19 protein-coding genes and 1 pseudogene are annotated in these 21172 nt (G+C 70.5%); 13 read left to right on the top strand and 7 right to left on the bottom strand.

Annotation, left to right across the window (positions count from 1 at the left end; translation table 11 throughout):
• The first annotated feature begins 51 nt into the window (after positions 1-51).
• Complete coding sequence (locus EAH86_RS07495; RefSeq protein WP_140738388.1) at positions 52-804, top strand: SDR family NAD(P)-dependent oxidoreductase; 753 nt, start codon at positions 52-54, stop codon at positions 802-804.
• Positions 805-852: 48 nt separating this feature from the next.
• Here EAH86_RS07495 and EAH86_RS07490 read toward each other — a convergent pair whose 3' ends face one another.
• The 4 genes from EAH86_RS07490 to EAH86_RS07475 form a co-directional block, all read right to left on the bottom strand.
• On the bottom strand, positions 853-3003 hold the full coding sequence (locus EAH86_RS07490; RefSeq protein ID WP_140738385.1) for a 3-hydroxyacyl-CoA dehydrogenase NAD-binding domain-containing protein: 2151 nt from the start codon (positions 3001-3003) through the stop codon (positions 853-855).
• A complete protein-coding gene (locus EAH86_RS07485; RefSeq protein ID WP_140738382.1) occupies positions 3000-4217 on the bottom strand; it encodes a thiolase family protein in 1218 nt (405 codons plus the stop codon). Before EAH86_RS07485 ends, EAH86_RS07490 begins: the two co-directional genes overlap by 4 nt.
• Before the next feature lie 134 nt (positions 4218-4351).
• Positions 4352-5617, bottom strand: a complete 1266-nt coding sequence (locus tag EAH86_RS07480) for an HRDC domain-containing protein (RefSeq protein WP_425325218.1) — start codon at positions 5615-5617, stop codon at positions 4352-4354.
• A 59-nt stretch (positions 5618-5676) separates the two neighbouring features.
• Positions 5677-6264: a DUF3000 domain-containing protein gene (locus EAH86_RS07475; protein WP_170212777.1), complete on the bottom strand. Its 588-nt coding sequence runs from the start codon at positions 6262-6264 to the stop codon at positions 5677-5679.
• Between the two features lie 79 nt (positions 6265-6343).
• Between EAH86_RS07475 and EAH86_RS07470 the strand changes: the two genes are divergently transcribed.
• Both EAH86_RS07470 and hemE read left to right on the top strand, forming a co-directional pair.
• Positions 6344-7168 (top strand): DMT family transporter, encoded by an 825-nt coding sequence (locus EAH86_RS07470; RefSeq protein ID WP_140738379.1) that lies wholly within the window; start codon positions 6344-6346, stop codon positions 7166-7168.
• Positions 7169-7209: 41 nt separating this feature from the next.
• Complete coding sequence (gene hemE, locus EAH86_RS07465; protein ID WP_140738376.1) at positions 7210-8244, top strand: uroporphyrinogen decarboxylase; 1035 nt, start codon at positions 7210-7212, stop codon at positions 8242-8244.
• A 22-nt stretch (positions 8245-8266) separates the two neighbouring features.
• On the opposite strand, the gene EAH86_RS07460 is transcribed toward hemE, so the two are convergent.
• Complete coding sequence (locus tag EAH86_RS07460) at positions 8267-9253, bottom strand: DUF4349 domain-containing protein (RefSeq protein WP_140738372.1); 987 nt, start codon at positions 9251-9253, stop codon at positions 8267-8269.
• A 177-nt stretch (positions 9254-9430) separates the two neighbouring features.
• Here EAH86_RS07460 and hemG point away from each other — a divergent pair, with 177 nt between their 5' ends.
• The 6 genes and pseudogenes from hemG to EAH86_RS07430 all read left to right on the top strand — a co-directional run bounded on the left by hemG (position 9431) and on the right by EAH86_RS07430 (position 14499).
• The gene (gene hemG, locus EAH86_RS07455; RefSeq protein ID WP_194150751.1) at positions 9431-10888 is read left to right on the top strand and encodes a protoporphyrinogen oxidase; all 1458 of its coding nucleotides are present in this window, start codon (positions 9431-9433) and stop codon (positions 10886-10888) included.
• A 4-nt stretch (positions 10889-10892) separates the two neighbouring features.
• Positions 10893-11606, top strand: coding sequence for a hydrogen peroxide-dependent heme synthase (gene hemQ / locus EAH86_RS07450; protein ID WP_140738369.1), 714 nt, complete (start codon positions 10893-10895; stop codon positions 11604-11606).
• A 104-nt stretch (positions 11607-11710) separates the two neighbouring features.
• Positions 11711-12705 (top strand): annotated as a pseudogene (locus tag EAH86_RS21015) (MFS transporter).
• Positions 12702-13184: an SRPBCC family protein gene (locus EAH86_RS07440; protein ID WP_140738366.1), complete on the top strand. Its 483-nt coding sequence runs from the start codon at positions 12702-12704 to the stop codon at positions 13182-13184. Before EAH86_RS21015 ends, EAH86_RS07440 begins: the two are co-directional and overlap by 4 nt.
• On the top strand, positions 13181-13498 hold the full coding sequence (locus tag EAH86_RS07435) for an ArsR/SmtB family transcription factor (RefSeq protein WP_140738363.1): 318 nt from the start codon (positions 13181-13183) through the stop codon (positions 13496-13498). The genes EAH86_RS07440 and EAH86_RS07435 overlap by 4 nt, the downstream gene beginning before the upstream one ends.
• Positions 13499-13566: 68 nt before the next feature.
• Complete coding sequence (locus EAH86_RS07430) at positions 13567-14499, top strand: cytochrome c oxidase assembly protein (protein ID WP_161988590.1); 933 nt, start codon at positions 13567-13569, stop codon at positions 14497-14499.
• Positions 14500-14513: 14 nt separating this feature from the next.
• Here EAH86_RS07430 and msrB read toward each other — a convergent pair whose 3' ends face one another.
• Positions 14514-14939, bottom strand: coding sequence for a peptide-methionine (R)-S-oxide reductase MsrB (msrB, locus tag EAH86_RS07425; RefSeq protein WP_140738999.1), 426 nt, complete (start codon positions 14937-14939; stop codon positions 14514-14516).
• Between the two features lie 151 nt (positions 14940-15090).
• Here msrB and EAH86_RS07420 point away from each other — a divergent pair, with 151 nt between their 5' ends.
• Positions 15091-17241, top strand: coding sequence for an ATP-dependent DNA ligase (locus EAH86_RS07420; RefSeq protein WP_140738356.1), 2151 nt, complete (start codon positions 15091-15093; stop codon positions 17239-17241).
• Positions 17241-18416 carry an alpha/beta hydrolase family protein gene (locus tag EAH86_RS07415; protein WP_241668251.1) on the top strand — a complete coding sequence of 392 codons (1176 nt, stop codon included), beginning with the start codon at positions 17241-17243 and terminating at the stop codon, positions 18414-18416. Before EAH86_RS07420 ends, EAH86_RS07415 begins: the two co-directional genes overlap by 1 nt.
• Positions 18417-18425: 9 nt before the next feature.
• On the opposite strand, the gene EAH86_RS07410 is transcribed toward EAH86_RS07415, so the two are convergent.
• Positions 18426-19142: a dihydrofolate reductase family protein gene (locus EAH86_RS07410; protein WP_140738353.1), complete on the bottom strand. Its 717-nt coding sequence runs from the start codon at positions 19140-19142 to the stop codon at positions 18426-18428.
• A gap of 40 nt (positions 19143-19182) precedes the next feature.
• Between EAH86_RS07410 and zapE the strand changes: the two genes are divergently transcribed.
• Positions 19183-20193, top strand: a complete 1011-nt coding sequence (gene zapE / locus EAH86_RS07405; RefSeq protein ID WP_425325221.1) for a cell division protein ZapE — start codon at positions 19183-19185, stop codon at positions 20191-20193.
• 12 nt (positions 20194-20205) lie between these two features.
• A complete protein-coding gene (locus EAH86_RS07400) occupies positions 20206-21156 on the top strand; it encodes a polyphosphate kinase 2 family protein (RefSeq protein WP_140738347.1) in 951 nt (316 codons plus the stop codon).
• Positions 21157-21172: the final 16 nt, after the last annotated feature.

Below are 21172 nucleotides of genomic sequence, written 5' to 3'. Positions count from 1 at the left end.
ACCCGGCTCAGGGGCGAGTCGCTGTCGGGGCGTGCGGCTAGCGTCGCCGTCATGCAGCTGCAGGGTCGAGTCGTCGTCGTCACCGGGGGAGCGTCGGGGTTGGGTGCGTCCCTCACCCGGGCGTTCGCGGACGTGGGGTCGCACGTCGTCGTCGCCGACAGGGACGCTGCTGCGGCTCTCGATCTCGTGACGGAGCTCCGCGAGCAGGGGCGCGCCGCGACCAAGTGCCGCTGCGACGTCACCGACGAGGACGACCTGAGCCGCCTCGTGTCGGTGGCGGACGGGCTGGGCGGTGTCCACGTGCTGGTCAACAACGCCGGCGGCTGGGGCGGGAGCCCTGAGCAGTATCCCGATGCCCCAGCAGAGGACTGGTCCGCCGTCCTCGACCTCAACCTGCGTGCGCCGATGCGCCTGCTCCAGCTCGCCCTCGCCGGGATGCGCGCACGGGGTGAGGGCGCCGTCGTGAACGTCGCATCCAGCGCGGGCATCGAGAGCTCTGCCTACGGCAGCCCACCGTATGCCGTGGCGAAGGCCGGACTCGTACGCCTCACCACGTCTCTGGCGGGCCTGACAGACGAGGGCATCCGGGTGAGCTGTGTCGTCCCCGGCTGGATCGGGCTGCCGCGGGCCTACGCCGAGTGGGCAGCCATGGCGCCCGACGAGCGGGAGCGCGGCCCCGACCTCGTCCCTCCGGAGCTCGTCGCCGACGAGGTCGTGCGGCTCGTCCGTGAGGACACCGCCGCGGGCACGGTGGTGGAGCTCCTCGACGGGTCCCACCGTCGCGTGGTCCAGCCGGACAGGTGAGGGGCGGCACCCGACCTGCGGATACCGCCCCTCGTGGTCCTGACGTCCCTAGGCGGGGACGCTTGCGGCGCCCGGCGGGAGGAATCGCTGGCCGGTCACCTTCTCCGAGACACCCTCGCGGTCGAGCAGCGGGGTGAGGCCACCGTTCCAGAACTGGAACCCGGCACCGGTGATCATGGCCAGGTCGAGGTCCATCGGAGCCGCGACGACACCCTCGTCGAGCATCCGGCGAGCCTCGTCGGCGAGGACTCCGAGCACCCGCTCACGCACCTCGTCGCTGGACAGCACGACCGGGTCGGCCGGCTTCTCGAAGAGCGCCTCGACCTCGGGGTCGACGACCGGCTTGCCCTCGGGCCAGATGTAGATGGCCGACTTCTTGGCCCCGACGACCTTGCGCAGGTTCTCCGAGACGTAGAAGCGGTCGGGAAAGGCCTTGGCGAGGGTCTCGTTGTTGTGCAGGGCGATGGCCGGACCGACCAGGCCGAGCAGGATGAACGGCGGCATGGGGGCGAGCCCGGCGAAGGCGCGGTCGGCGACCTCGATCGGGGTCCCCTCGTCGACGACCTTGGCGACCTCGCCCATGAACCGGCCGAGCAGCCGGTTGACGATGAACGACGGGCTGTCCTTGACCAGGATGGTGGTCTTCTTCAGCGTCTTGCCGGTCGCGAAGGCCGTGGCGAGCGTCGCGTCGTCCGTCTGCTCGCCCTTGATGATCTCGAGCAGCGGCATGACGGCGACCGGGTTGAAGAAGTGGAAGCCGACGACCCGCTCGGGGTGCTGCAGGTCCGCCGCCATCTCGGTGATCGACAGCGACGACGTGTTGGTCGCCAGCACGCACTCAGGCGTGACGATGGCCTCGACCTCGGCCCAGACGGTCTTCTTGACGGACATCTCCTCGAACACCGCCTCGATGACGAAGTCGGCATCGACGAAGCCGTCCTTGGACGTGGCGCCGGTGACCAGGCCCTTGAGCCGGTTGGCCTTGTCGGGGCTCACGCGGCGCTTGCCGAGCAGCTTGTCGACCTCGGCGTGGACGTAGCCGACGCCCTTGGCGACGCGCTCCTCGTCGAGATCGGTCATCACGACCGGCACCTCGAGGCGCTGCGCGAACAGCAGGGCGAGCTGGCTGGCCATCAGCCCGGCGCCGACGATGCCGACCTTGGTGACCTTGCGGGCCAGGGCCTTGTCGGGTGCACCGGCGGGGCGCTTGGCCCGACGCTGGACGAGGTCGAAGGAGTAGAGCCCTGCGCGCAGCTCGTCACCCATGACCAGGTCGGCCAGGGCTTCGTCCTCGGCAGCGAAGGCCTCGTCCCGGGTGGCGGTGCGGGCGGCCTCGACGAGCGCGAGGGCGCGGTATGGCGCGGGCGCCTTGCCGCCCGTCTTGAGGTCGACCAGGCCCTTGGCAGCCTTGAGTGCTGCGGTCCACTCGGCCTCGTCGCGGGAGACGCCGTTGCCGTCCTGGGTGCTGCGTTCGACGGTGGTCTCGCCGTTGAGGACGGACGCCGCCCAGAGCAGCGACTCCTCGAGGAAGTCGGCCGGCGCGAGCAGCACATCGGCGATGCCGAGCTCGAAGGCCTGCGGCCCCTTGAGCATCCGGTTCATGTTCATCGGGTTCTCGATGATGACCTTGAGCGCGTTCACCGGGCCGACCAGGTTGGGCAGCAGGTAGCAGCCGCCCCAGCCGGGGACGAGCCCGAGGAAGGTCTCCGGGAGCGCCAGAGCCGGGACTCCTGCGGAGATGGTGCGGTAGTCGACGGACAGCGCGATCTCGACGCCGCCGCCCATCGCCGCACCGTTGACGAACGCGAACGTCGGGACCGGCAGGTCCATGATCGCCGCGAAGGCCGCGTGACCGGCGCGGGCGACCTCGATCGCCTGCTCGCGGTCGCCGGCCTGCGACACGGCCTTGAGGTCTGCACCGACGGCGAAGATGAACGGCTTCCCGGTGATGCCGACGGCCTGGATCTCACCGGCGTCCGCGCGGGTGCGCAGGGCGTCGACGGTGGCCTTGAGCCCGACGATCGTCTGCGGCCCGAAGGTGTTGGGCTTGGTGTGGTCGAACCCGTTGTCCAGCGTGATCAGCGCCAGGGTGCCGGCATTGCCGGGGAGGACGACGTCGCGCACGGGGGTGTGCGTCACTATCTCGTCGAAGCCAGGCTTCTGCGTTGCGGTCGTGTCGTGGGTGGTTGCCTCGCTCATGCCGCGACCTCCTTGCCGTAGTCAGCGTGGTGGGGGTTCTCCCAGATGACGGAGGCACCCATGCCGATGCCGATGCACATGGCGGTCAGGCCGTAGCGCACCTCCGGGTGCTCCTCGAACTGGCGGGCCAGCTGCGTCATCAGGCGCACGCCCGACGACGCAAGGGGGTGGCCGACGGCGATGGCGCCGCCGTACTGGTTGACGCGGGGGTCGTCGTCGGCGATGTCGAAGTGCTCCAGGAAGGCCAGCACCTGCACGGCGAAGGCCTCGTTGAGCTCGAACAGCCCGATGTCCTCGATCGTCAGGCCGGCCTTGGCCAGTGCCTTCTCGGTGGCGGGGACCGGGCCGATGCCCATGACCTCGGGTTCGACGCCCACGAAGGAGAAGTCGACCAGCCGCATCTTCACGGGCAGGCCCAGCTCTCGCGCCGCGGTCTCCGAGGCGAGGATGCAGGCGGTGGCGCCGTCGTTGAGCCCGGCGGAGTTGCCCGCGCTGACGTTGCCGTGCGGGCGGAACGGCGTCTTGAGCGACGCGAGGTCCTCGACCGTGGTGCCGGGGCGGGGCGGCTCGTCCTGGGTGGCGAGGCCATAGCCCAGCTCCTGGTGGCGCGTGGCGACCGGCACCAGGTCGGGCTGGATCTGGTCGTTCGCGTAGGCCTTGGCGAGCTTGTCCTGGGACCCCACGGCATACGCGTCGCTGCGGTCCTTGGTGATCGACGGGAACCGGTCGTGCAGGTTCTCGGCGGTGGAACCCATGACGAGGGCGGAGGGGTCGACGAGCTTCTCGGCCACGATCCGCGGGTTGGGGTCGACGCCCTCACCCATCGGGTGGCGACCCATGTGCTCGACGCCGCCGGCGATGGCGATGTCGATGGAGCCGAACGCGATCGAGCTTGCCGTCGTGGTCACCGCGGTCATGGCGCCGGCGCACATGCGGTCGATCGAGTAGCCGGGCGTGGTCTTGGGCAGGCCGGACAGGAGCGCGGCCATCCGGCCGAGGGTCAGGCCCTGGTCGCCGATCTGGGTGGTGGCGGCGATGGCGACCTCCTCCACGCGCTCCGGGGGGAGCTCGGGGTGGCGGCGCATCAGCTCGCGGATGCAGCGGATGACGAGGTCGTCGGCGCGCGTCTGGGCGTACATGCCCTTGTCGCCGGCCTTGCCGAACGGCGTGCGAACACCATCGACGAACACGACCTCATGAAGGGTGCGGGGCACGGGTGGCCTCCCTGAGCAGTGGTGGGATCACCGGTATGCCGGTGGGTACGCCTCCGATGCTACTTCTCAGTAACAACGTGGTCACCAGAACCCGCGCGTGAGAGCCGTCACCCGCGACGGTCGCCAGCGGTCGGTCAGGCGTCGGGGTTGGCCTCGAAGGCTGTCTGGATCATCGGCGCGACCACAGCGGTCTGCCAGTGCCGGGCCCCGAGTGCGGAGAGGGCCTCGGCGAACCCTGCGGCGGTCTGGTCAGCGGGCGGGGTCCAGATGACCCGGCGCAGGGGTTCGGGGGACAGGACGTTCTCGACCGGGATGACGTGCTCGGCGGCGAACGCCGTCAATGCTTCGCGGGTGGCGGTGAGCCGGGCGGCGGCCACCGGGTTGCGCTCGGCCCAGGCGCGCTGGGGCGGTGGGCCGTCCGAGCGCAGCGTCATCGGCGGCAGGTCGCCCTCGGGGATCGCGTTCGCCCGGGTGACGGCATCGAGCCACTGTCGCTGGTAGCGCCGGAGCGACCGGTGGCCACCGGGCAGCGCACCGGGGTTGGCTGGTGACTCCATGGCCACCTCGACGAGCACGGCGTCGGGGAGCACTCGGCCCGGGGAGACGTCACGGTCCTGGGCGATCTGGTCGCGGGTCTCCCACAGCTCGCGGACGACGGCCGCGATCCGGCGGTGCCGGACGCGGTGCATGCCGCTCGTGCGCCGCCATGGGTCGACCCGCTGGGCCGGTCCGGTGAAGTCCAGCAGCGCCTCGAACTCCTCGCGTGCCCAGCTGTCCTTGCCCTGCTTGGCGAGGTCGACGCCCATCAGGTTGCGCACGTCGACGAGCACCTCGACGTCGAGCGCGGCGTAGCGCAGCCACGGCTCGGGCAGCGGTCGGGTGGACCAGTCGACGGCGGAGTGCTCCTTGGCCAGCGACAGGCCGAGGTAGTGCTCGACGACGGCGGCCAGCCCGACACGCGGCAGCCCGAGCAACCGCCCGGCGAGCTCGGTGTCGAACAGCTGCTGCGGTCGCAGTCCCACCTCCGCGAGGCAGGCGAGGTCCTGGGTGGCCGCGTGCAGGATCCACTCGGCACTGCCGATGGCGTCGTTGACGGGGGACAGGTCAGGACAGGCGATCGGGTCGATCAACCAGGTGCCGGAGCCTTCGCGCCGCACCTGCACGAGGTAGGCGCGCTGGCCGTAGCGGTAGCCGCTGGCTCGCTCGGCGTCGAGGGCCACCGGACCCTCGCCGTCGGCGATCGCGCGCGCCGCATCCATCAGGGCCCGCTCGTCCTCGACGACCGGCGGCACGCCGTCGACAGGCATGTCGAGCGGAGTCAGCTCGATGGCTGGTTCCTGCTCGAGCTCGGCCTGCTCGGGGTCCACCGCCTGGTCGGCGGTGGCGTCGGTGTCGGTCACCGGCTCAACCTATCGGGCCAGCACCCGCCAGCACGAAGGAAGACGTCAGCACTCCACAGTTAACGGCGTGGTCCCGGCAGGGCGATGACACCCTCCGGCAGGGGCGGCAGTCCCGCGATGGTGCACAGCAGGTCGGACCAGGCGACGAGGTGGGCGCCGACGTTGCCGGCCACCGGGGTCCACGAGGCGCGGACCTCCATCTCGACGCTTGCTGGCCGGTCGGACAGTCCGGCGAAGCTCTCGGAGACCACCCTCGTGACGGTGCCGGCCTCGGCGGTGTAGCCCAGGTGATGACTGGCCAGGGCGTCGGTCAGCCAGGACCAGCCGACCGCCCCGAGCATCGGGTCGTTGGCGAGCTCTGGCTCGAGCTCGGCCCGCGCGAACGTCACCGCACGCCAGGCCCCGTCCCACGGGTCGGGGATGGAGGGATCGTGCAGGAGCACGAACCGTCCCGACGCGAGCTCGTCCTCGTCGTCGGCGGCGCCCACCACCTCGGCGGTGAGGGCCACGGCATACGGCGCGATGCGTTGCGGAGCGGGCACCTCGGTGAGGCGCACCTCGGGGCGCAGACGCGCCCCGCGCAGGTCGCTGAGCGCCTGCGTGAACTCGGGTGATTGGTCGCCAGGGACCGTTCGGCTGCCCACCATCAGAGGGTATGCCGCGGCGTCGGATATCACAGGGAGGTTGCCGTCCGCGTCGTGTCGCGGTGACCGGTACCGTGCGCCCATGCTCTCCCTGCTCGCGCTCGCGTCCAGTGCCTGCTGGGGCGCCTCGGACTTCTTCGCCGGGCTGTTCTCCCGGCGCCGCCCGGCCATCGCGGTCGTCGGCTGGACCCAGTCGCTGGCGTTCCTCGTGCTGTGCGTCGTGGTCGCAGTGCGCTGGGACCACGTCACCTGGACCGGGTGGCCGCTGTGGTCCGTCGGGGCCGCCGTCGCCGGGGTCGCCGGGCTGCTGTGCTTCTACACCGCGCTCGCCACCGGCACGATCGGCGTCGTCGCGCCGATCGCGGCCCTGGGTGTGGCCGTCCCCGTGCTGCTGGGGGTGGCCACCGGCGACGAGCCGTCCTCATGGACCTGGGTGGGCATCGTCGTCGCCGTCGTCGGCGTGACCCTCGCATCCGGCCCCGAGCTGAGCGGCGGGGTGTCGCCGCGGCCGGTGGTGCTGGCGGGAGTGGCCGCGGTGGGGTTCGGCTTCGCGCTGTTCTGCATCGACCGGGGCGCCCGGTCCTCGATCCTGATGACCCTGTGGGGCATGCGTGGGGTGTCCTTCGTCGTGTTCGTGACGTTGGCGCTGGTGCTGCGCTCGCGAGGCGGGGTGGTGGCGCGCGAGGTGCCTGTGCTCGCCCTCATCGGGTGCGGCGACATGGTCGCCAACCTGCTGTTCGGGATCGCGTCCTCGCGGGGCCAGGTCAGCGTGGCCAGCGTGCTCGCCTCGCTCTACCCGGTCGTCACCATCGTGCTGGCCCGCCTCCTGCTCAAGGAACGGCTGCGCAGGATCCAGCAGGTGGGGGCCGTGCTGTCGCTCACCGGAGCGGCGATCATCGCCCTCTGAGGCTGGTCCGAGCGGCTGTCGCAGCCACCTAGAATTGCCGGGTGACCTCCCCCTCCGACTCCGCCCTGGTCCGTGCTGCCCGCTGCCAACCGGTGACCCACACGCCGGTCTGGTTCATGCGCCAGGCCGGGCGCTCGCTGCCGGAGTACCGCAAGGTGCGTGAGGGCGTCGGCATGCTCGAGTCCTGCCGTCGCCCCGACCTGGTCACCGAGATCACCCTCCAGCCGGTGCGCCGCCACGGGGTGGACGCCGCGATCTTCTTCTCGGACATCGTCGTGCCGCTGGCCGCGGTCGGGGTCGACCTCGACATCGTCCCCGGGGTCGGGCCGGTCGTCGCGAAACCGGTCCGCACGCGTGGCGACCTCGACCGACTGCCTGAGCTCACGCCCGAGCACGTCCCCTACATCACCGAAGCCGTCGGCCTGCTCACCGCCGAGCTGGGCGACACGCCCCTCATCGGCTTCGCCGGGGCGCCCTTCACGTTGGCCAGCTACCTCGTCGAGGGCGGCCCCAGCAAGAACCACGAGCACACCAAGGCGCTGATGTACGGCGATCCCGAGCTTTGGCACGACCTGTGCGCCAGGCTGGCCCAGATCTCCGGCACCTTCCTCGACGTCCAGGCCGCTGCGGGTGCCTCAGCCGTCCAGCTGTTCGACTCCTGGGTCGGTGCCCTGCCCCGCGCCGACTACGAGCGCTTCGTGGCCCCGCACTCGACTGTCGCGCTCGCCGCGGTGTCCGCACGCGGCATACCCACCATCCACTTCGGGGTCGGCACCGGCGAGCTGCTGCCGGCCATGGGCGCCGTCGGGGCCGACGTCGTGGGCGTCGACTACCGCGTGTCCCTCACCGACGCGCTCGCCCGCCTCGATGGCTCGTATGCCGTGCAGGGCAACCTCGACCCCGCCCTCCTCTTCGCGCCGTGGGAGGCGTTGGAGGCCAAGGTCCGTTCGATCGTCGATGAGGGCCGGGCGGCACCGGGGCACATCTTCAACCTCGGCCACGGCGTGCTGCCCGACACCGACCCCGACGTGCTGACCCGCGTCGTCGAACTGGTGCACGAGGTCGGCCAGCGCTGACGCGCTGACCGACTCCTCACGACTACTGGGGCAGGACGGCGGGCGGCGGAGCCAGGGCCCGACGGCGACGCAGGAACACCAGCACAGGCAGCCCGAGCAGGGCGAACAGGACCAGGAACGGCAGCATCGCACCGAGGATGGTCAGCAGCACCGTCGCCGACCCGGTGAACGCGTCCCAGCCACCCTTGAGCCCGGCCAGGAAGCCGGCGTCGTCGGTCTGCTTGACGATGGCGTTCGGCTCGGTGGTGAGGCTGATCTGGATGGGGGAGCGGGCGACGCTGCCCTTGAGCGAGGCGAGCTGCGCCTCGAGGGCCTCGAGGTCGGACTGGCGTCGGGTCAGCTCGGCCTCCATGGCGACGATCTGGTTGAGGTCCTTGGCCTGCTGAAGGAAGGCGCGGACGCGCTCGACGCTGACCCGCATCGTCTCGAGCCGCGACGCGGTGTCGACGATCTGGCCGCCGACGTTCTCGCTGGAGCTGGTCGAACGGATCACCGTGCCGACCGAACCGAGCTCGGCGAGGACCCGGTCGAGCTCGGTGGAGGGCACCGAGATGGTGATCTCGCCGTAGGTCGTGGCCGTCACCCTCGCGGAGTCGGCCAGGGGGGTGTTGCCGTCAGCTGTGCCGATGTTCTCCGAGAGGACGATGCCCTGGGCGGTGGCCGTGGTGGCTCGCACCTTGGCGACGGCCTGCCCGATGTTCTTGACCTGCAACGCCACCGCGGCCCGGCGTGCCAGCGACTCCTGGTTCGCCGCGAGGTTGGCCGTCGTGACCGGGTTGGCGGCGCTGCCGGACGAAGGCTTCGCCGAGTCGCCGGCGACGGCGCCGTTCCCGCCGGAAGCGGGGGTGTCGCCGCGTGACGACTCGTTGGACCCGCCGTCCGCGACCGAGGCGGCACTACCGGCGCTGCTGTCGCTCGAACCGCCGCCGCCGCAGGCGGCGAGCGCGAACGCTGCGAGAAGGGCTGCGCCGATGGCGGCGGTGCTGCGGGGCTGACGAACACGGAACATGGCGACCCCCTGGTCGTGTCGGGCTGTCGTGGCGGGCTGCCGATCCCGGCGCGAGGCCCAGGTCGTGGGCTGCGGTGCTGGCTTCGGCGGTGCGGAATACCGGTGCGACTCGCGTCGTGGGCCTGACGTTCCCACCCGGTGGTGTCGAAACAGTCACGATCTTGAAAGGGTGTGGCCATGGTCGGATCACGAATCCTCATCGTCGGGGGAGGCATTGCTGGGCTTGCCTGCGCTTGGGAGCTGTCGCATGCGCTTCCCGACGCGACCATCACGCTCCTCGACGCCGGCGACCGCCCCGGTGGCAAGCTGCGACGCGAGCCGCTGGCCGGGGTTGCGCTGGACGTTGGTGCGGAGTCGATGCTGGCAAGGCGGTCTGAGGCGCTCGACCTGATGAGTGAGCTCGGCCTGGATGACCAGGTCGTCCACCCGGCCACCACGTCCGCATCCATCTGGTCGCGCGGCGACCTCCACCCGATGCCCAAGGGCACCCTGATGGGGATCCCGTCGCCTGCGTCCTCGGCGCTCGGCATCCTCTCTGCGGACGAGGTGGCGCGTGCGGAGGCCGAAACGCCTTGGGACAATGGCGATTTCGATGATGTGTCGGTCGGCGACTATGTCGCCGCACGGATGGGGGACGCGGTCGTCGACCGTCTCGTCGAGCCGCTCCTCGGCGGGGTGTATGCCGGCAGGGCCCGTTCCCTGTCCTTGCGCGCCTGCCTGCCGCAGGTGTTCGCCGGTGCCCGGCGAGGCGAGTCCCTCACGAACGCCGCGGCGGCTGCGGCGATGGTGGCGACCGACTCGCTGGCTCCCGTCGACCAGGCCCGGGTCAGGCCGGTCTTCGCGGGGCTCGAGGGTGGGGTCGGTCGACTGGCCGAGGTGCTCACCGACGAGCTCCGCTCCCGGGGAGTGACGATCCGCAGCAGCACCATCGTCCGCGAGCTGCACCGTGAACCGGACACCGCCGGAGGCGGGTGGTCGGTCGTCGTCGGTCCCCAGCCGCGACCCGAACGGTTGCCGGCCGACGCCGTCGTCGTCGCCGTCCCGGCCGCGCCTGCCAGCCGCCTGTTGGCTGCCAACCTGCCCGACGCAGCCCGAGCGCTGCGCGAGATCGAGTACGCCTCGATGGCCATCGTCACCCTCGCGGTCGGTGCCGACGGTCCTGGAACGGTGCCACTTCGGGGCTCCGGGTTCCTCGTGCCGGCGGTCGAGGGGCGCACCATCAAGGCCAGCACGTTCTCGTCGACCAAGTGGCGCTGGACCGCCGAGGCGGCCGGAGACCTGTCCTTCCTGCGCGCCTCGGTCGGCAGGTTCGGTGAGACGTTCGACCTCCAGCGCCCCGACGAGGAGCTCGTGGCCATCGCCGTCGCCGAGGTGAGCGAGGCCCTGGGCCACCAGCTGCCGCGCATCGCCGACACCCACGTCCAGCGCTGGGGCGGTGCCCTGCCGCAGTACACCGTCGGGCACGTGGACCGGGTGGACCGGATCCGGGCCGCGACGGCGGCCGCGCCCGGGCTGGAACTGGCCGGCGCGGCATACCAGGGAGTGGGGATCCCGGCCTGCATCGCGAGTGGTCGTTCGGCGGCGCAGACGGTGGTGACCCACCTGCGGACGCTCGCGGCCGGCACGGGAGGATAGGGGCATGAGTGAGCTGCACCCGTCCAACCCGAACGCCGCCCGGATCCGCGAGATCAACGACTCGATCCGCTATGCCATGTGGTCGGTGTTCTCCGTCACCGCGCCGCTCGGTGACAACCGGGACGTGCTGGCCAAGGAGGTCGAGGACCTCTTCGCCCAGCTCGAGGCGGAGGGTGTGGTGACGCGCGGCGTCTACGACATCGGTGGCCTGCGCGCCGACGCCGACTTCATGGTCTGGTGGCACGCCGAGCGGATCGAGGACGTGCAGCGCGCTTACCGCTCGCTGCTGCGTACTGAGCTCGGGATGCTGCTCGAACCCACTTGGTCGGCGGCCGCGTTGCACCGCCCCGCGGAGTTCAACAAGAGCCACATCCCGGCGTTCCTCGGTGACGAGCCGCCCAAGGACTTCATCTGCGTCTACCCGTTCGTGCGCTCCTACGAGTGGTACCTGCTCCCGGACGCCGAGCGCCGCGACATGCTGCGCGAGCACGGCCAGCAGGCCCGGGACTTCCCTGACGTGCGGGCCAACACGATCGCGTCGTTCGCGCTCAACGACTACGAGTGGATCCTGGCCTTCGAAGCGGACGAGCTGCACCGGATCGTCGACCTGATGCGTGAGCTGCGGGCCTCGAGGGCGCGCATGCACGTCCGCGAGGAGCTGCCGTTCCACACCGGGCGGCGCGTGGAGGTCGGCGAGCTGCTCGCCTCGCTGCGCTGACCTGACTCGCCCGTCGAGCAATCCCCGACAACTGCAATCTAGGGGTTGCACTTCTTGAATTGACATGCAACCATCAAGTTGCAGTCAATCGAGGAGGTAGGGCGATGACACACAAGGTGCAACCGCACGCGACGCTGGTGCTCGCGGTCCTGTTCACGGGCGCGTTCACCATGGGGTGCGCCGAGATGCTCGTCGTGGGGATGCTCGACCTGATCAGCACGGACCTGGGTGTGTCGGTGCCGGCTGCAGGTGCGCTGGTGACCGCCAACGCGCTGGGGCTCGCGATCGGTGGCCCGCTGCTGACCCTGGCGACCACCCGGTTCGACCGCCGTGCGGTGCTCATCGGCACGACCGCGGTCTTCGTGCTGGCCAACCTGCTGCCCGCGTTGTTCGCGGACTACCAGCTCTTCCTGGTGGCCCGCGTCGTCATCGGCGCGGTCCAAGGGCTCTTCATCGCCGCTGCGATGATGGCGGCGACCTCGATCGTGCCCCCAGAGCGGTCCGGCCGCGCGATGGCCCTGGTCATCTCCGGCTTTGCGATGGCCAGTGCCGTCGGTCTGCCCTGGGCACCCTGCTCGGACAGGCCGTCGGGTGGCGCGGGTCGTTCGCCGCCGTGGTTGTCGTCGCCGGTGTGGTGCTGGTGACCGCGATGGTCGTCCTACCCTCGGTGCCGGGCGCGGACGACAGTGGGGCGGCCGGCCAGGCCCGTCATGCCTTCGCCCCACGCGTGCTCGCGGTCCTCGGGCTCTGCGCCCTGGTCTTCATGGCGATCCAGTCCGCGCTGACCTACCTCGTGCCCTTCCTCAACCAGGTCACGGGAGTCTCCGGCGCAACGGTCAGCGCGTTCCTGCTGGCCTACGGCGTGTCCACGGCGCTGGGGTCCTACGCCGGAGGTCGGTTCGCCGACTCGAACGCCTCGCGGACCCTGGTCATCGGGACGATCGGCGTCACCGCATCCCTGCTCGCCGTGGAGCTGCTCGCCGTGGAGCTGTTCGACGGCAGCGCGTGGTTGACGGCGCTCGCCGTCGTCGGCATCGGGCTGTTCGGGATGACACCCGTCCCAAGACCAACGCACAACCAACGAGAGGAAAGATCATGATCAGCATGACGAACAACCAGGCAGCAGTCGTCGACGCGGACGCGTTCACCGTCCGTCGCACCATCCGCATCGCCGCACCCATCGAGAAGGTGTGGGCAGCAGTCACCGAGCCGGAGCACATCTCCACCTGGTTCGGGCAGGCGCGCTTCGAGGGTTCGGGCATCGGGGCGCACGGCACCCTGAACTTCCCGGACTACCCTCCGGTGCCGATCCGCGTCGAGGCGCTCGACGCGCCCCGGATGGTGTCGTACCGCTGGGGAAACGACGACGCCAGCCCCGTGACCACCGACGAGGTGGACGACGACCACTCGACGGTCTTCACCTTCACCCTCGAGCCGCTGCCGGACGGGACCCAGCTCACCGTCGTCGAAACCGGTTTCGAGATCACCTCCGACCCCGCCGCGAACCTCGAGAGCCACCGCGGTGGCTGGGACAGCGAGCTCGACAAGCTCGTCGCCCTGTTCGAGGGTCACTCGTGACGATAGGGACGCTGGCTCCGGTGTGTGCCGCGCTGGGGGACGAGACCCGGTGGACCATCCTGTCGGCACTCGGCGAGGGCGACGCTTCGGCGTCCGCCCTCGCCGGGCGCCTCCCGGTGTCCCGCCAGGCGATCGCCAAGCACCTTGCCGTCCTCCAGGAGGTCGGCCTGGTCGAGCCGGTGCGGGTCGGCCGCGAGGTGCAGTACCGCGTGCTCGGCTCACACCTGAGCGACGTGGCGCACCGGCTCGACGCGATCGGTGCCGAGTGGGACCGTCGCCTCGCGGCGATCAAGGAGATCGCCGAAGGGCTGTAGCTCTCCCCGAGTTCGCACCGCGTCGGCCCTCACAGGACTCTCTCAGGGCGGAGGAGCAGGCTCGGGCCGTGACTGCGTTCGCCCCGGCCGACCTGGTCACCAGCTGGGTGGTGTCTCCGTTCGGGACGGGCCTTGCCCTGTTCCTCACCGTGTCGTATGCCGCGGGCCTGGTCGCGCTGCGACGCTCGGGCGAGGCGGTCCCCGTGCTGCGTTCGCTCGCCTACTACGTGGTGGGCGTCGGCTCCCTGGTGCTGGCCACCGATGGTGGTCTGGCGGCATCCCGAGGCACGTCGTTCGTGGCCGCCGCGGCGCAGTCGGCGGTCCTTGCCGCAGTCACTCCGGTCGGCATCGCGCTCGGTGACCCGGTCGGGCTGGCGCGCCGCGCGCTGGGCGCTGGGCGGACGCGCGGCCTGGACCGGCTCCTGGGCAGTCGGGGCGCGAGGGTGGTGATGTTTCCGCTGCTCGCCTCCGTCGTCGCGACGGCCCTGCACCTGTTGCTCTTCACCACCCCGTGGCTCGCGGGGTCGGTCTCGCACGGCTGGCTGCGTGAGGCCACGTATGCCGTGCTGCTCGTCAGCGGGCTGGTCTTCGTCCTGCCGCTGCTGACCGAGGAGCTGGTCCCGGCGTGGTGCACGGCTGGGGTGCTGGTCCTGATCGCGTTCGTCGACGGGCTCCTCGACGCGGTGCCTGGCGTCGTGGTGATGGCTTCGCCGGCACTGCTCGGTGCGCCGGTCGCGACCTTCCTCGCCGCCCAGGACGCGCTCTGGCAGCAGCGGCTCGGTGGTGGTGCGATGTTCGGCGTTGCCGAGGTGGTCGGGCTACCACTGCTCGCCGCCACCGTCCTGGCGTGGGTCCGGTCCGACGCGCGTGAGGCCGCCATCGTCGACGCCCGGCTGGATCGCGAGGCGCGCGAGCGTCAGGGCGACGACGGGGCGCCCGACGGGGTGCGGGACCGTCCCTGGTGGGAGACGGACCCGCGGTTCACCCGCCGGTCCCCCTAGGTCTGCCGCGTCAGTCAGCTGTCCGACTTCGGGCGCATCGTGAGGCTGATGCTGTTGATGCAGTAGCGCTGGTCGGTGGGGGTGCCGTAGCCCTCACCCTCGAAGACGTGCCCGAGGTGGCTGCCGCAGTTGGCGCACCGCACCTCGACCCGCTTCATCCCCATGTCGTAGTCCTCGAGGTACTCGACCGTGTCGCCGGCGAGGGGGGAGTAGAACGACGGCCACCCGCAGTGGCTGTCGAACTTGGTGTCGGAGGTGAACAGCTCGGCGCCGCAGGCCCGACAGGCGTAGACGCCCTCGGCCTTGGTGTCGGTGTACTCCCCGACGAACGGCCGCTCGGTGCCCGCCTGGCGCAGCACCTGGTACTCGGCCGGGCTCAGCTCCTCGCGCCACTGCTCGTCGGTCTTGGTGACGGCATAGCTGCGGTCGGTCTTGTCCATGCTCACGGTTCGGCTCCTTCGCGCGCCAGTGATTTGCCTTCGTCTGACTTCGTGTCCAAATACCTTCACGTCCATCACAACGCAATCGGTCTCGATTCTGGTCCCGCAGATCCTTACGTATCCCTGACGGGCCTGCGGATAGGCTCGCGCCATGGCGGCCAAAGCAACAGAGCTGGAAGTCCCCGGGGGACCTGACGGATCACGACTGGTGCGGATTTCGAGCCCGGAGCGGCTGATCTGGCCGGACGACGGCATCACCAAGCTCGACCTGGCGCAGTACGCGGTCGACGTCTCGGACGGCTTCATGCGGGCCCTCGGCGACCGTCCCGTGACGCTGCAACGGTTCCCCGAGGGCATCAGCGGCGAGGAGTTCTGGACCAAGAACCCGCCGAAGGGCATGCCCGACTTCATCAACCCCGTCATGTGCACCTACCCCTCGGGGCGCAAGCACCTCCAGGTCGTCGTGGAGGAGCCGGCCGCCGTCGTGTGGGCGATGCAGATGAACACGGTGACCTTCCACCCCTGGCCGGTCCGCACGAGCAACGTCGACAACCCCGACGAGCTGCGCATCGACCTCGACCCGCAGCCGGGCCGGGACTTCAAGGACTCGGTCGAGGCGGCCCTCGTGCTGCGTGAGCTGCTCACCGAGCTGGGTCTCACGGGTTGGGCCAAGACCTCCGGCAACCGCGGCGTGCACGTCTTCGTCCGCGTCGCCCCGACCCACGAGTTCCTGGACGTGCGGCACGGCGTCATCGGCATCGCCCGCGAGCTCGAGCGCCGGCTGCCCGACCTCGTCACCACCTCCTGGTGGAAGGAGGAGCGGGGCGAAAAGGTCTTCGTGGACTTCAACCAGGCCTGCCGTGACCGCACCATCGCGTCCGCCTACAGCCCCCGCCCGCTCCCCGGAGCGCCGGTGAGTATGCCGGTCAGCTGGGACGCCTTGTCGGGTGTCAGTCCCGGTGACTTCACCGTCAAGACGGTGCCGGCGATCCTTGCGGCGGACGGTGATGCCTGGGCTGGGATCGACGACGCTGTGGGCGACGTGGCTGCCGCGATCGCGCTGTGGGACAAGGACATCAACGAGCGCGGGCTCGGCGAGCTCAACTTCCCGCCGGACTACCCCAAGATGCCGGGCGAGCCGCCGCGGGTGCAGCCGAGCAAGCGTCGCAAGGACAAGTCCGACGAGGACTACATGCCGCCCAAGGCGGAGCGCGACGCAGACCTGCGCTCGGTGTGGGGGCCGGTCATGCCTCCGGTCGCCCCGATGCTGGCCAAGCCGGTGAAGGGCATCCCGACCGGTGACTTCCTCTTCGAGCCCAAGTGGGACGGGTTCCGCTCGATCATCTTCCGCTCGGGTGACCAGGTCGAGATCGGCAGCCGGAACGAGAAGCCGATGACCCGCTACTTCCCTGAGGTCGTGGAGGCAGTCCTCGCGAACTTCCCCGAGAAGTGCGTCGTGGACGGCGAGATCGTCCTCATCGGCGGCTCTGGCGACCGGCTCGACTTCGACGCGCTCCAGCAACGGATCCACCCGGCCGCGAGCCGCGTCAAGAAGCTTGCGGCCGAGACGCCGGCGAGCTTTGTGGCGTTCGACCTGCTGGCCCTGGGGGAGGACGACCTGACCGAGCGGCCGTTCGCAGAGCGGCGGGAGCTGCTCGAGCGGGCGCTGGCCGACGTGCAGCCGCCCATCCACCTGACCAGGGCGACCCGGGACCCAGCGGTCGCCCAGGAGTGGTTCGAGCAGTTCGAAGGGGCCGGGCTGGACGGCGTCATCGCCAAGCCGCTGGACATCGGCTACGTCCCCGACAAGCGGCTGATGCTCAAGATCAAGCACGAGCGCACCGCGGACTGCGTCGTCGCGGGCTACCGCACCCACAAGACCGGGGACGACCTCATCGGCTCGGTCCTGCTCGGCCTCTACACCGACGAGGGATCGCTGATGAGCGTCGGTGTGATCGGGGCGTTCCCGATGGCCCGCCGCAAGGAGCTCTTCGAGGAGCTCCAGCCGCTGGTCACCGACTTCGACGACCACCCGTGGGCGTGGGCCAAGGAGGAGATGGGCAGCAGGACCCCGACCAGTGGTGCCGGCAGCCGCTGGAACTCCGGCAAGGACCTGTCGTTCACGCCACTGCGGCCCGAGCGCGTGGTCGAGGTCAAGTACGACCACATGGAGGGTGCCCGGTTCCGCCACACCGCCCAGTTCGTCCGCTGGCGCGAGGACCGGACCCCCGAGTCCTGCACCTACGACCAGCTGGAGGAGCCCGTCAGCTTCGACCTCGCCGACGTGCTGGGGGAGAAGTAGTGGCCTCCACGTCGACCCCGATGTCGCCCGGACGCAAGGCGGCCGTCGCAGGAGCGGTGAGCGTTGGTTCGGTGCTCGCCGCCGGGGCCCTGACCACGGTGGGTGCGGCGACCTACTTCGCCCGGCGGGTGCTCACGCCCGACCGACAGCGTCCCGACGACACCCAGATCCTTGCCGTCACCGACGACTCGGTCACCCTGGGCGTGAGTCCCGAGACCGTCTCGCCGGGACGCTACGGCCTGTGGTTGGACGGCGACAGCGGTCACGCCCGGCTCGGCGAGGTCCTGGAGCTCGACGAGGGGTCGGGCCGCGTGCGTCGAGAGCTGCTGGGCGTCGACTTCGGCCACTTGGCGGGCGGTTTCGGGCGGTGGAACCAGTACTACTTCGCGAGCCCGCCTGACCGCTCGCTGGGGCTGCCGACTGAGTACGTCGACGTGCTCACCGAGCTCGGCACCATGCCGGCCTGGGTGGTGCCAGCGGCCACCCCGTCCCACCGCTGGGCGATCCTCGTCCACGGCCGGGGTGCGCGCCGCCACGAGGGCCTGCGCGCAGTGAAGCCGCTGCACGACAGCGGGATCAACGTCATCATCCCCAGCTACCGCAACGACATCGGTGCCCGCAGCGGGCCGGACGGCCGCTACAACCTCGGCCTCTCCGAGTGGCGCGACATCGAGGACGCGGGTCTCCATGCGGTGCAACGGGGGGCGCGGGAGCTGCTCCTCGTCGGCTGGTCGATGGGCGGAGCCATCGTGCTGCAGACCCTGAGCCGTTCCTGGCTGGCCGACCACGTCACCCACGTGGTGCTCGACGCGCCGGTCATCGACTGGGGCGACGTGATCGCCCACCACGCCAACGTCAACGGGATCCCGGCCCCGATCGCTGGGCTCGGCCGAGCCCTGATGGGCCGTCGCTCGGCGCGACGGCTGGTCGGCGTGCACGACCCTGTCGACGTGGCCAAGACCAACTGGGTGGCACGCGCAGGCGAGCTGGAGCACCGGATCCTGCTGATCCACTCGGTCGACGACGAGTTCGTCCCCGTGGGCCCGTCCCAGGCGCTGGCCGCGGCACGGCCCGACCTGGTGACGATGGAGCCTTGGGACACCGCGCGGCATACCAAGGAGTGGAACGTCGACCCCGACCGGTGGGAGCGATCCGTCGCCGACTTCGTGTCGTGACGGCTCGGGTCAACGGTTGACGAACCAGCGCCCGAGGATGGTGCCGTTCTCCTCGAGCAACAGGCTGGGGGAGGCGGGGAGGTTGACCGCGGGCCCGTTGACGATGGCGGGGTGCTCGCCACCGACGATGATCGGTGACCAGGTGAGGTCGAGCTCGTCGACGACTCCCGCACTCAGCAGGCTCCCGAGCAAGCTGGGGCCACCCTCACAGAGGATCTGACGAAATCCCTTGTCCTCCAACATGTTCCGCATCTGCACAAAATCCACGGAATCGCCACCCGAAGTCCACACGAACTCCTCGCCGATCAGCTCGCGCGAGGCGTCCAACGCGTGGCGGTCGGCGCCCGAACGGGTGACGAGCATGACCGAACCGGGGGGCCCGCCGGCCACGCTGACGGGCAGCTGTCCGGAGTGGCTGACCACCAGGAGAGGTGGCGCTGCCGGGTCCTCGGCGCGCAGCGACGGGTAACCCTCGGCACGCACCGTGCCCGCACCGACGACGACCACGTCGGTCATCCGGCGGAGCAGGTCGAAGACCACCTGGTCGGCCTTGGTGTTGATGCTCCCCGAACGCTGGTCGGGGCCGTTGGCCGCGCCGTCGAGCGTCGCGACGAAGTTGGCCCGCAACCACCGGCGAGCCGGCGGGGCATACAGATCCGCGAGGGCTGCGGCGTCGACGAGGTCACCGGGGGCATGGGTACCGGACGAGTCGAGCAGGAGGCGCATGTCCACAGTGTTGCATTTACCCCGATCTGGCTTCACTAGGCTGCCCATCGTGCCCGGCTCGCTCCTCGACCGTTCCCCGCAGCTGGACCGCGGGCGGTTGGTGCGTGACCTGGTGCCGCCACCTCGCTTCGACGCCGAGCGGTTCAGCACCTACCGGCCCGATCCGACCGAGCCGTCGCAGGCCGCAGCGGTCGAGCGCCTCGAGCGGTATGCCGCGAGGCTGGGCCAGCGCGGGGGTGGCCGATGGTTCGCGCGGCGAAAAGCAGTGGACGACGGGCGGGGCGTCTACCTCGACGGCGGCTTCGGTGTCGGCAAGACCCACCTGCTGGCATCGCTGTGGCACGAAGCCAGTGGTACCAAGGCCTTTGGCACGTTCGTGGAGTACACCAACCTCGTCGGCGCGCTCGGGTTCCAGCCCACCGTCGAGGCGCTCAGCGGCCACCAGCTCGTCTGCATCGACGAGTTCGAGCTCGACGACCCCGGCGACACGGTGCTGATGGCGACGCTGCTCGGACGCCTGGCCACCGCGGGCGTCTCCCTGGCGGCCACGTCCAACACGCTGCCCGATGCACTCGGGGCTGGCCGGTTCGCCGCGGAGGACTTCCTGCGCGAGATCCAGGCACTGTCCGCGAAGTTCGAGGTGCTGACCGTCGACGGCCCCGACTACCGGCACCGCGACACCGTCGACAGCCCGCCACCGTCGTCCGAGGACGAGGTGCGCGCCGGCGTGGAGCGCGAGGGTGGTGTGCTCGACCACTTCATCGACGTCACGCGTCACCTGGCGACGGTCCACCCGAGCCGCTACCGCTCGATGCTCGACGGCGTCACGGCCGTCGGGTGGACGCACGTCCGGCCGGTGACGGACCAGGCCGTCGCCCTGCGCCTGGTCGTCCTTGCCGACCGGCTCTATGACGCGGACATCCCCGTCTTCGCCAGCGGACTGCCCCTGGGCGACCTGTTCTCCGCGGAGATGCTGGCCGGCGGCTACCGCAAGAAGTACTTCCGAGCGATCTCGCGACTCACAGCCCTCGCGCGCCATGACCTGCGATGACAGGATGCGTCAATGGGCAAGGGCAAGCACGACTCAAAGAGCAAGCGCGGCAAGAAGTCCGACCGCGACAAGAAGTCCAAGGTGGCGGGGCTGGACGCAACGGCCGCCTCGGACAAGGGGGTTCCTGAACCGATCGCCTTCGCCGACGCGCTGAGGGTCGGCGAAGGCTTCATCCTCGCCGACTGCGACCCGCGCTCGACTCCGGGGTTCGACGGTGACAAGGCAGACGGTGAAGAAGCCCTGGCAGCGCGCGCCGGCGAGATCAGCCAGTACCAGGAGCGGCTGTACGCCGAGTCCAAGGGCGACGTGAAGAGATCACTGCTGCTGGTCGTGCAGGGCATGGACACCTCCGGCAAGGGCGGCATCATGCGCCACGTCGTGGGACAGATGGACCCTCAAGGCGTGAAGTACACCGCCTTCAAGGCTCCTACGGCCGAAGAGCGCACGCACCCCTTCCTCTGGCGCATCCGCAACGCCCTGCCGAGCCCCGGCCAGGTCGGGGTGTTCGACCGGTCGCAGTACGAGGACGTCCTCATCGTCCGGGTGCACGGCCTGGTGCCGCGGGCGACGTGGTCGCGGCGCTATTCCCAGATCAACGACTTCGAGGCGAAGGCCGTCGCCGACGGGACGACGATCGTCAAGGTGATGCTCAACGTCTCGGTGGACGAGCAGAAGGCCCGGCTGACCGAGCGGCTGGAGCGCGAGGACAAGCACTGGAAGTACCGGACGGGGGACGTGGACGAGCGGCTGCTGTGGCCGCAGTACCAGGAGGCCTACCAGGCCGTGCTGGAGAAGACCTCGACCGACGCAGCCCCGTGGTTCGTGGTGCCCGCCGACCGCAAGTGGTACGCCCGGCTGGCCGTGCAGAACCTCGTCCTCGAGCACCTGGAGGCGATGGACCCGCAGTGGCCGGCGGCCGACTTCGACGTCGAGGCAGAGAAGCAGCGCCTCGCCAAGTCGTGAACTCCACGGCCTGACC

Origin of the sequence: Pedococcus bigeumensis (assembly GCF_006438965.1) — a bacterium.
GTDB lineage: Bacteria > Actinomycetota > Actinomycetes > Actinomycetales > Dermatophilaceae > Pedococcus > Pedococcus bigeumensis_A.
The sequence above is the reverse complement of the archived record's forward strand: the minus strand, read 5'-3'. Positions and strand labels throughout refer to the sequence as shown.

Coding starts and splice junctions, on each gene's coding strand:
- EAH86_RS07495 (WP_140738388.1), top strand. CDS start 52: ATGCAGCTGCAGGGTCGAGTCGTCGTCGTCACCGGGGGAGCGTCGGGG.
- EAH86_RS07490 (WP_140738385.1), bottom strand. CDS start 3,003: ATGAGCGAGGCAACCACCCACGACACGACCGCAACGCAGAAGCCTGGC.
- EAH86_RS07475 (WP_170212777.1), bottom strand. CDS start 6,264: ATGGTGGGCAGCCGAACGGTCCCTGGCGACCAATCACCCGAGTTCACG.
- EAH86_RS07470 (WP_140738379.1), top strand. CDS start 6,344: ATGCTCTCCCTGCTCGCGCTCGCGTCCAGTGCCTGCTGGGGCGCCTCG.
- EAH86_RS07460 (WP_140738372.1), bottom strand. CDS start 9,253: ATGTTCCGTGTTCGTCAGCCCCGCAGCACCGCCGCCATCGGCGCAGCC.
- hemG (WP_194150751.1), top strand. CDS start 9,431: ATGGTCGGATCACGAATCCTCATCGTCGGGGGAGGCATTGCTGGGCTT.
- hemQ (WP_140738369.1), top strand. CDS start 10,893: ATGAGTGAGCTGCACCCGTCCAACCCGAACGCCGCCCGGATCCGCGAG.
- EAH86_RS07440 (WP_140738366.1), top strand. CDS start 12,702: ATGATCAGCATGACGAACAACCAGGCAGCAGTCGTCGACGCGGACGCG.
- msrB (WP_140738999.1), bottom strand. CDS start 14,939: ATGGACAAGACCGACCGCAGCTATGCCGTCACCAAGACCGACGAGCAG.
- EAH86_RS07420 (WP_140738356.1), top strand. CDS start 15,091: ATGGCGGCCAAAGCAACAGAGCTGGAAGTCCCCGGGGGACCTGACGGA.
- EAH86_RS07410 (WP_140738353.1), bottom strand. CDS start 19,142: ATGCGCCTCCTGCTCGACTCGTCCGGTACCCATGCCCCCGGTGACCTC.
- EAH86_RS07400 (WP_140738347.1), top strand. CDS start 20,206: ATGGGCAAGGGCAAGCACGACTCAAAGAGCAAGCGCGGCAAGAAGTCC.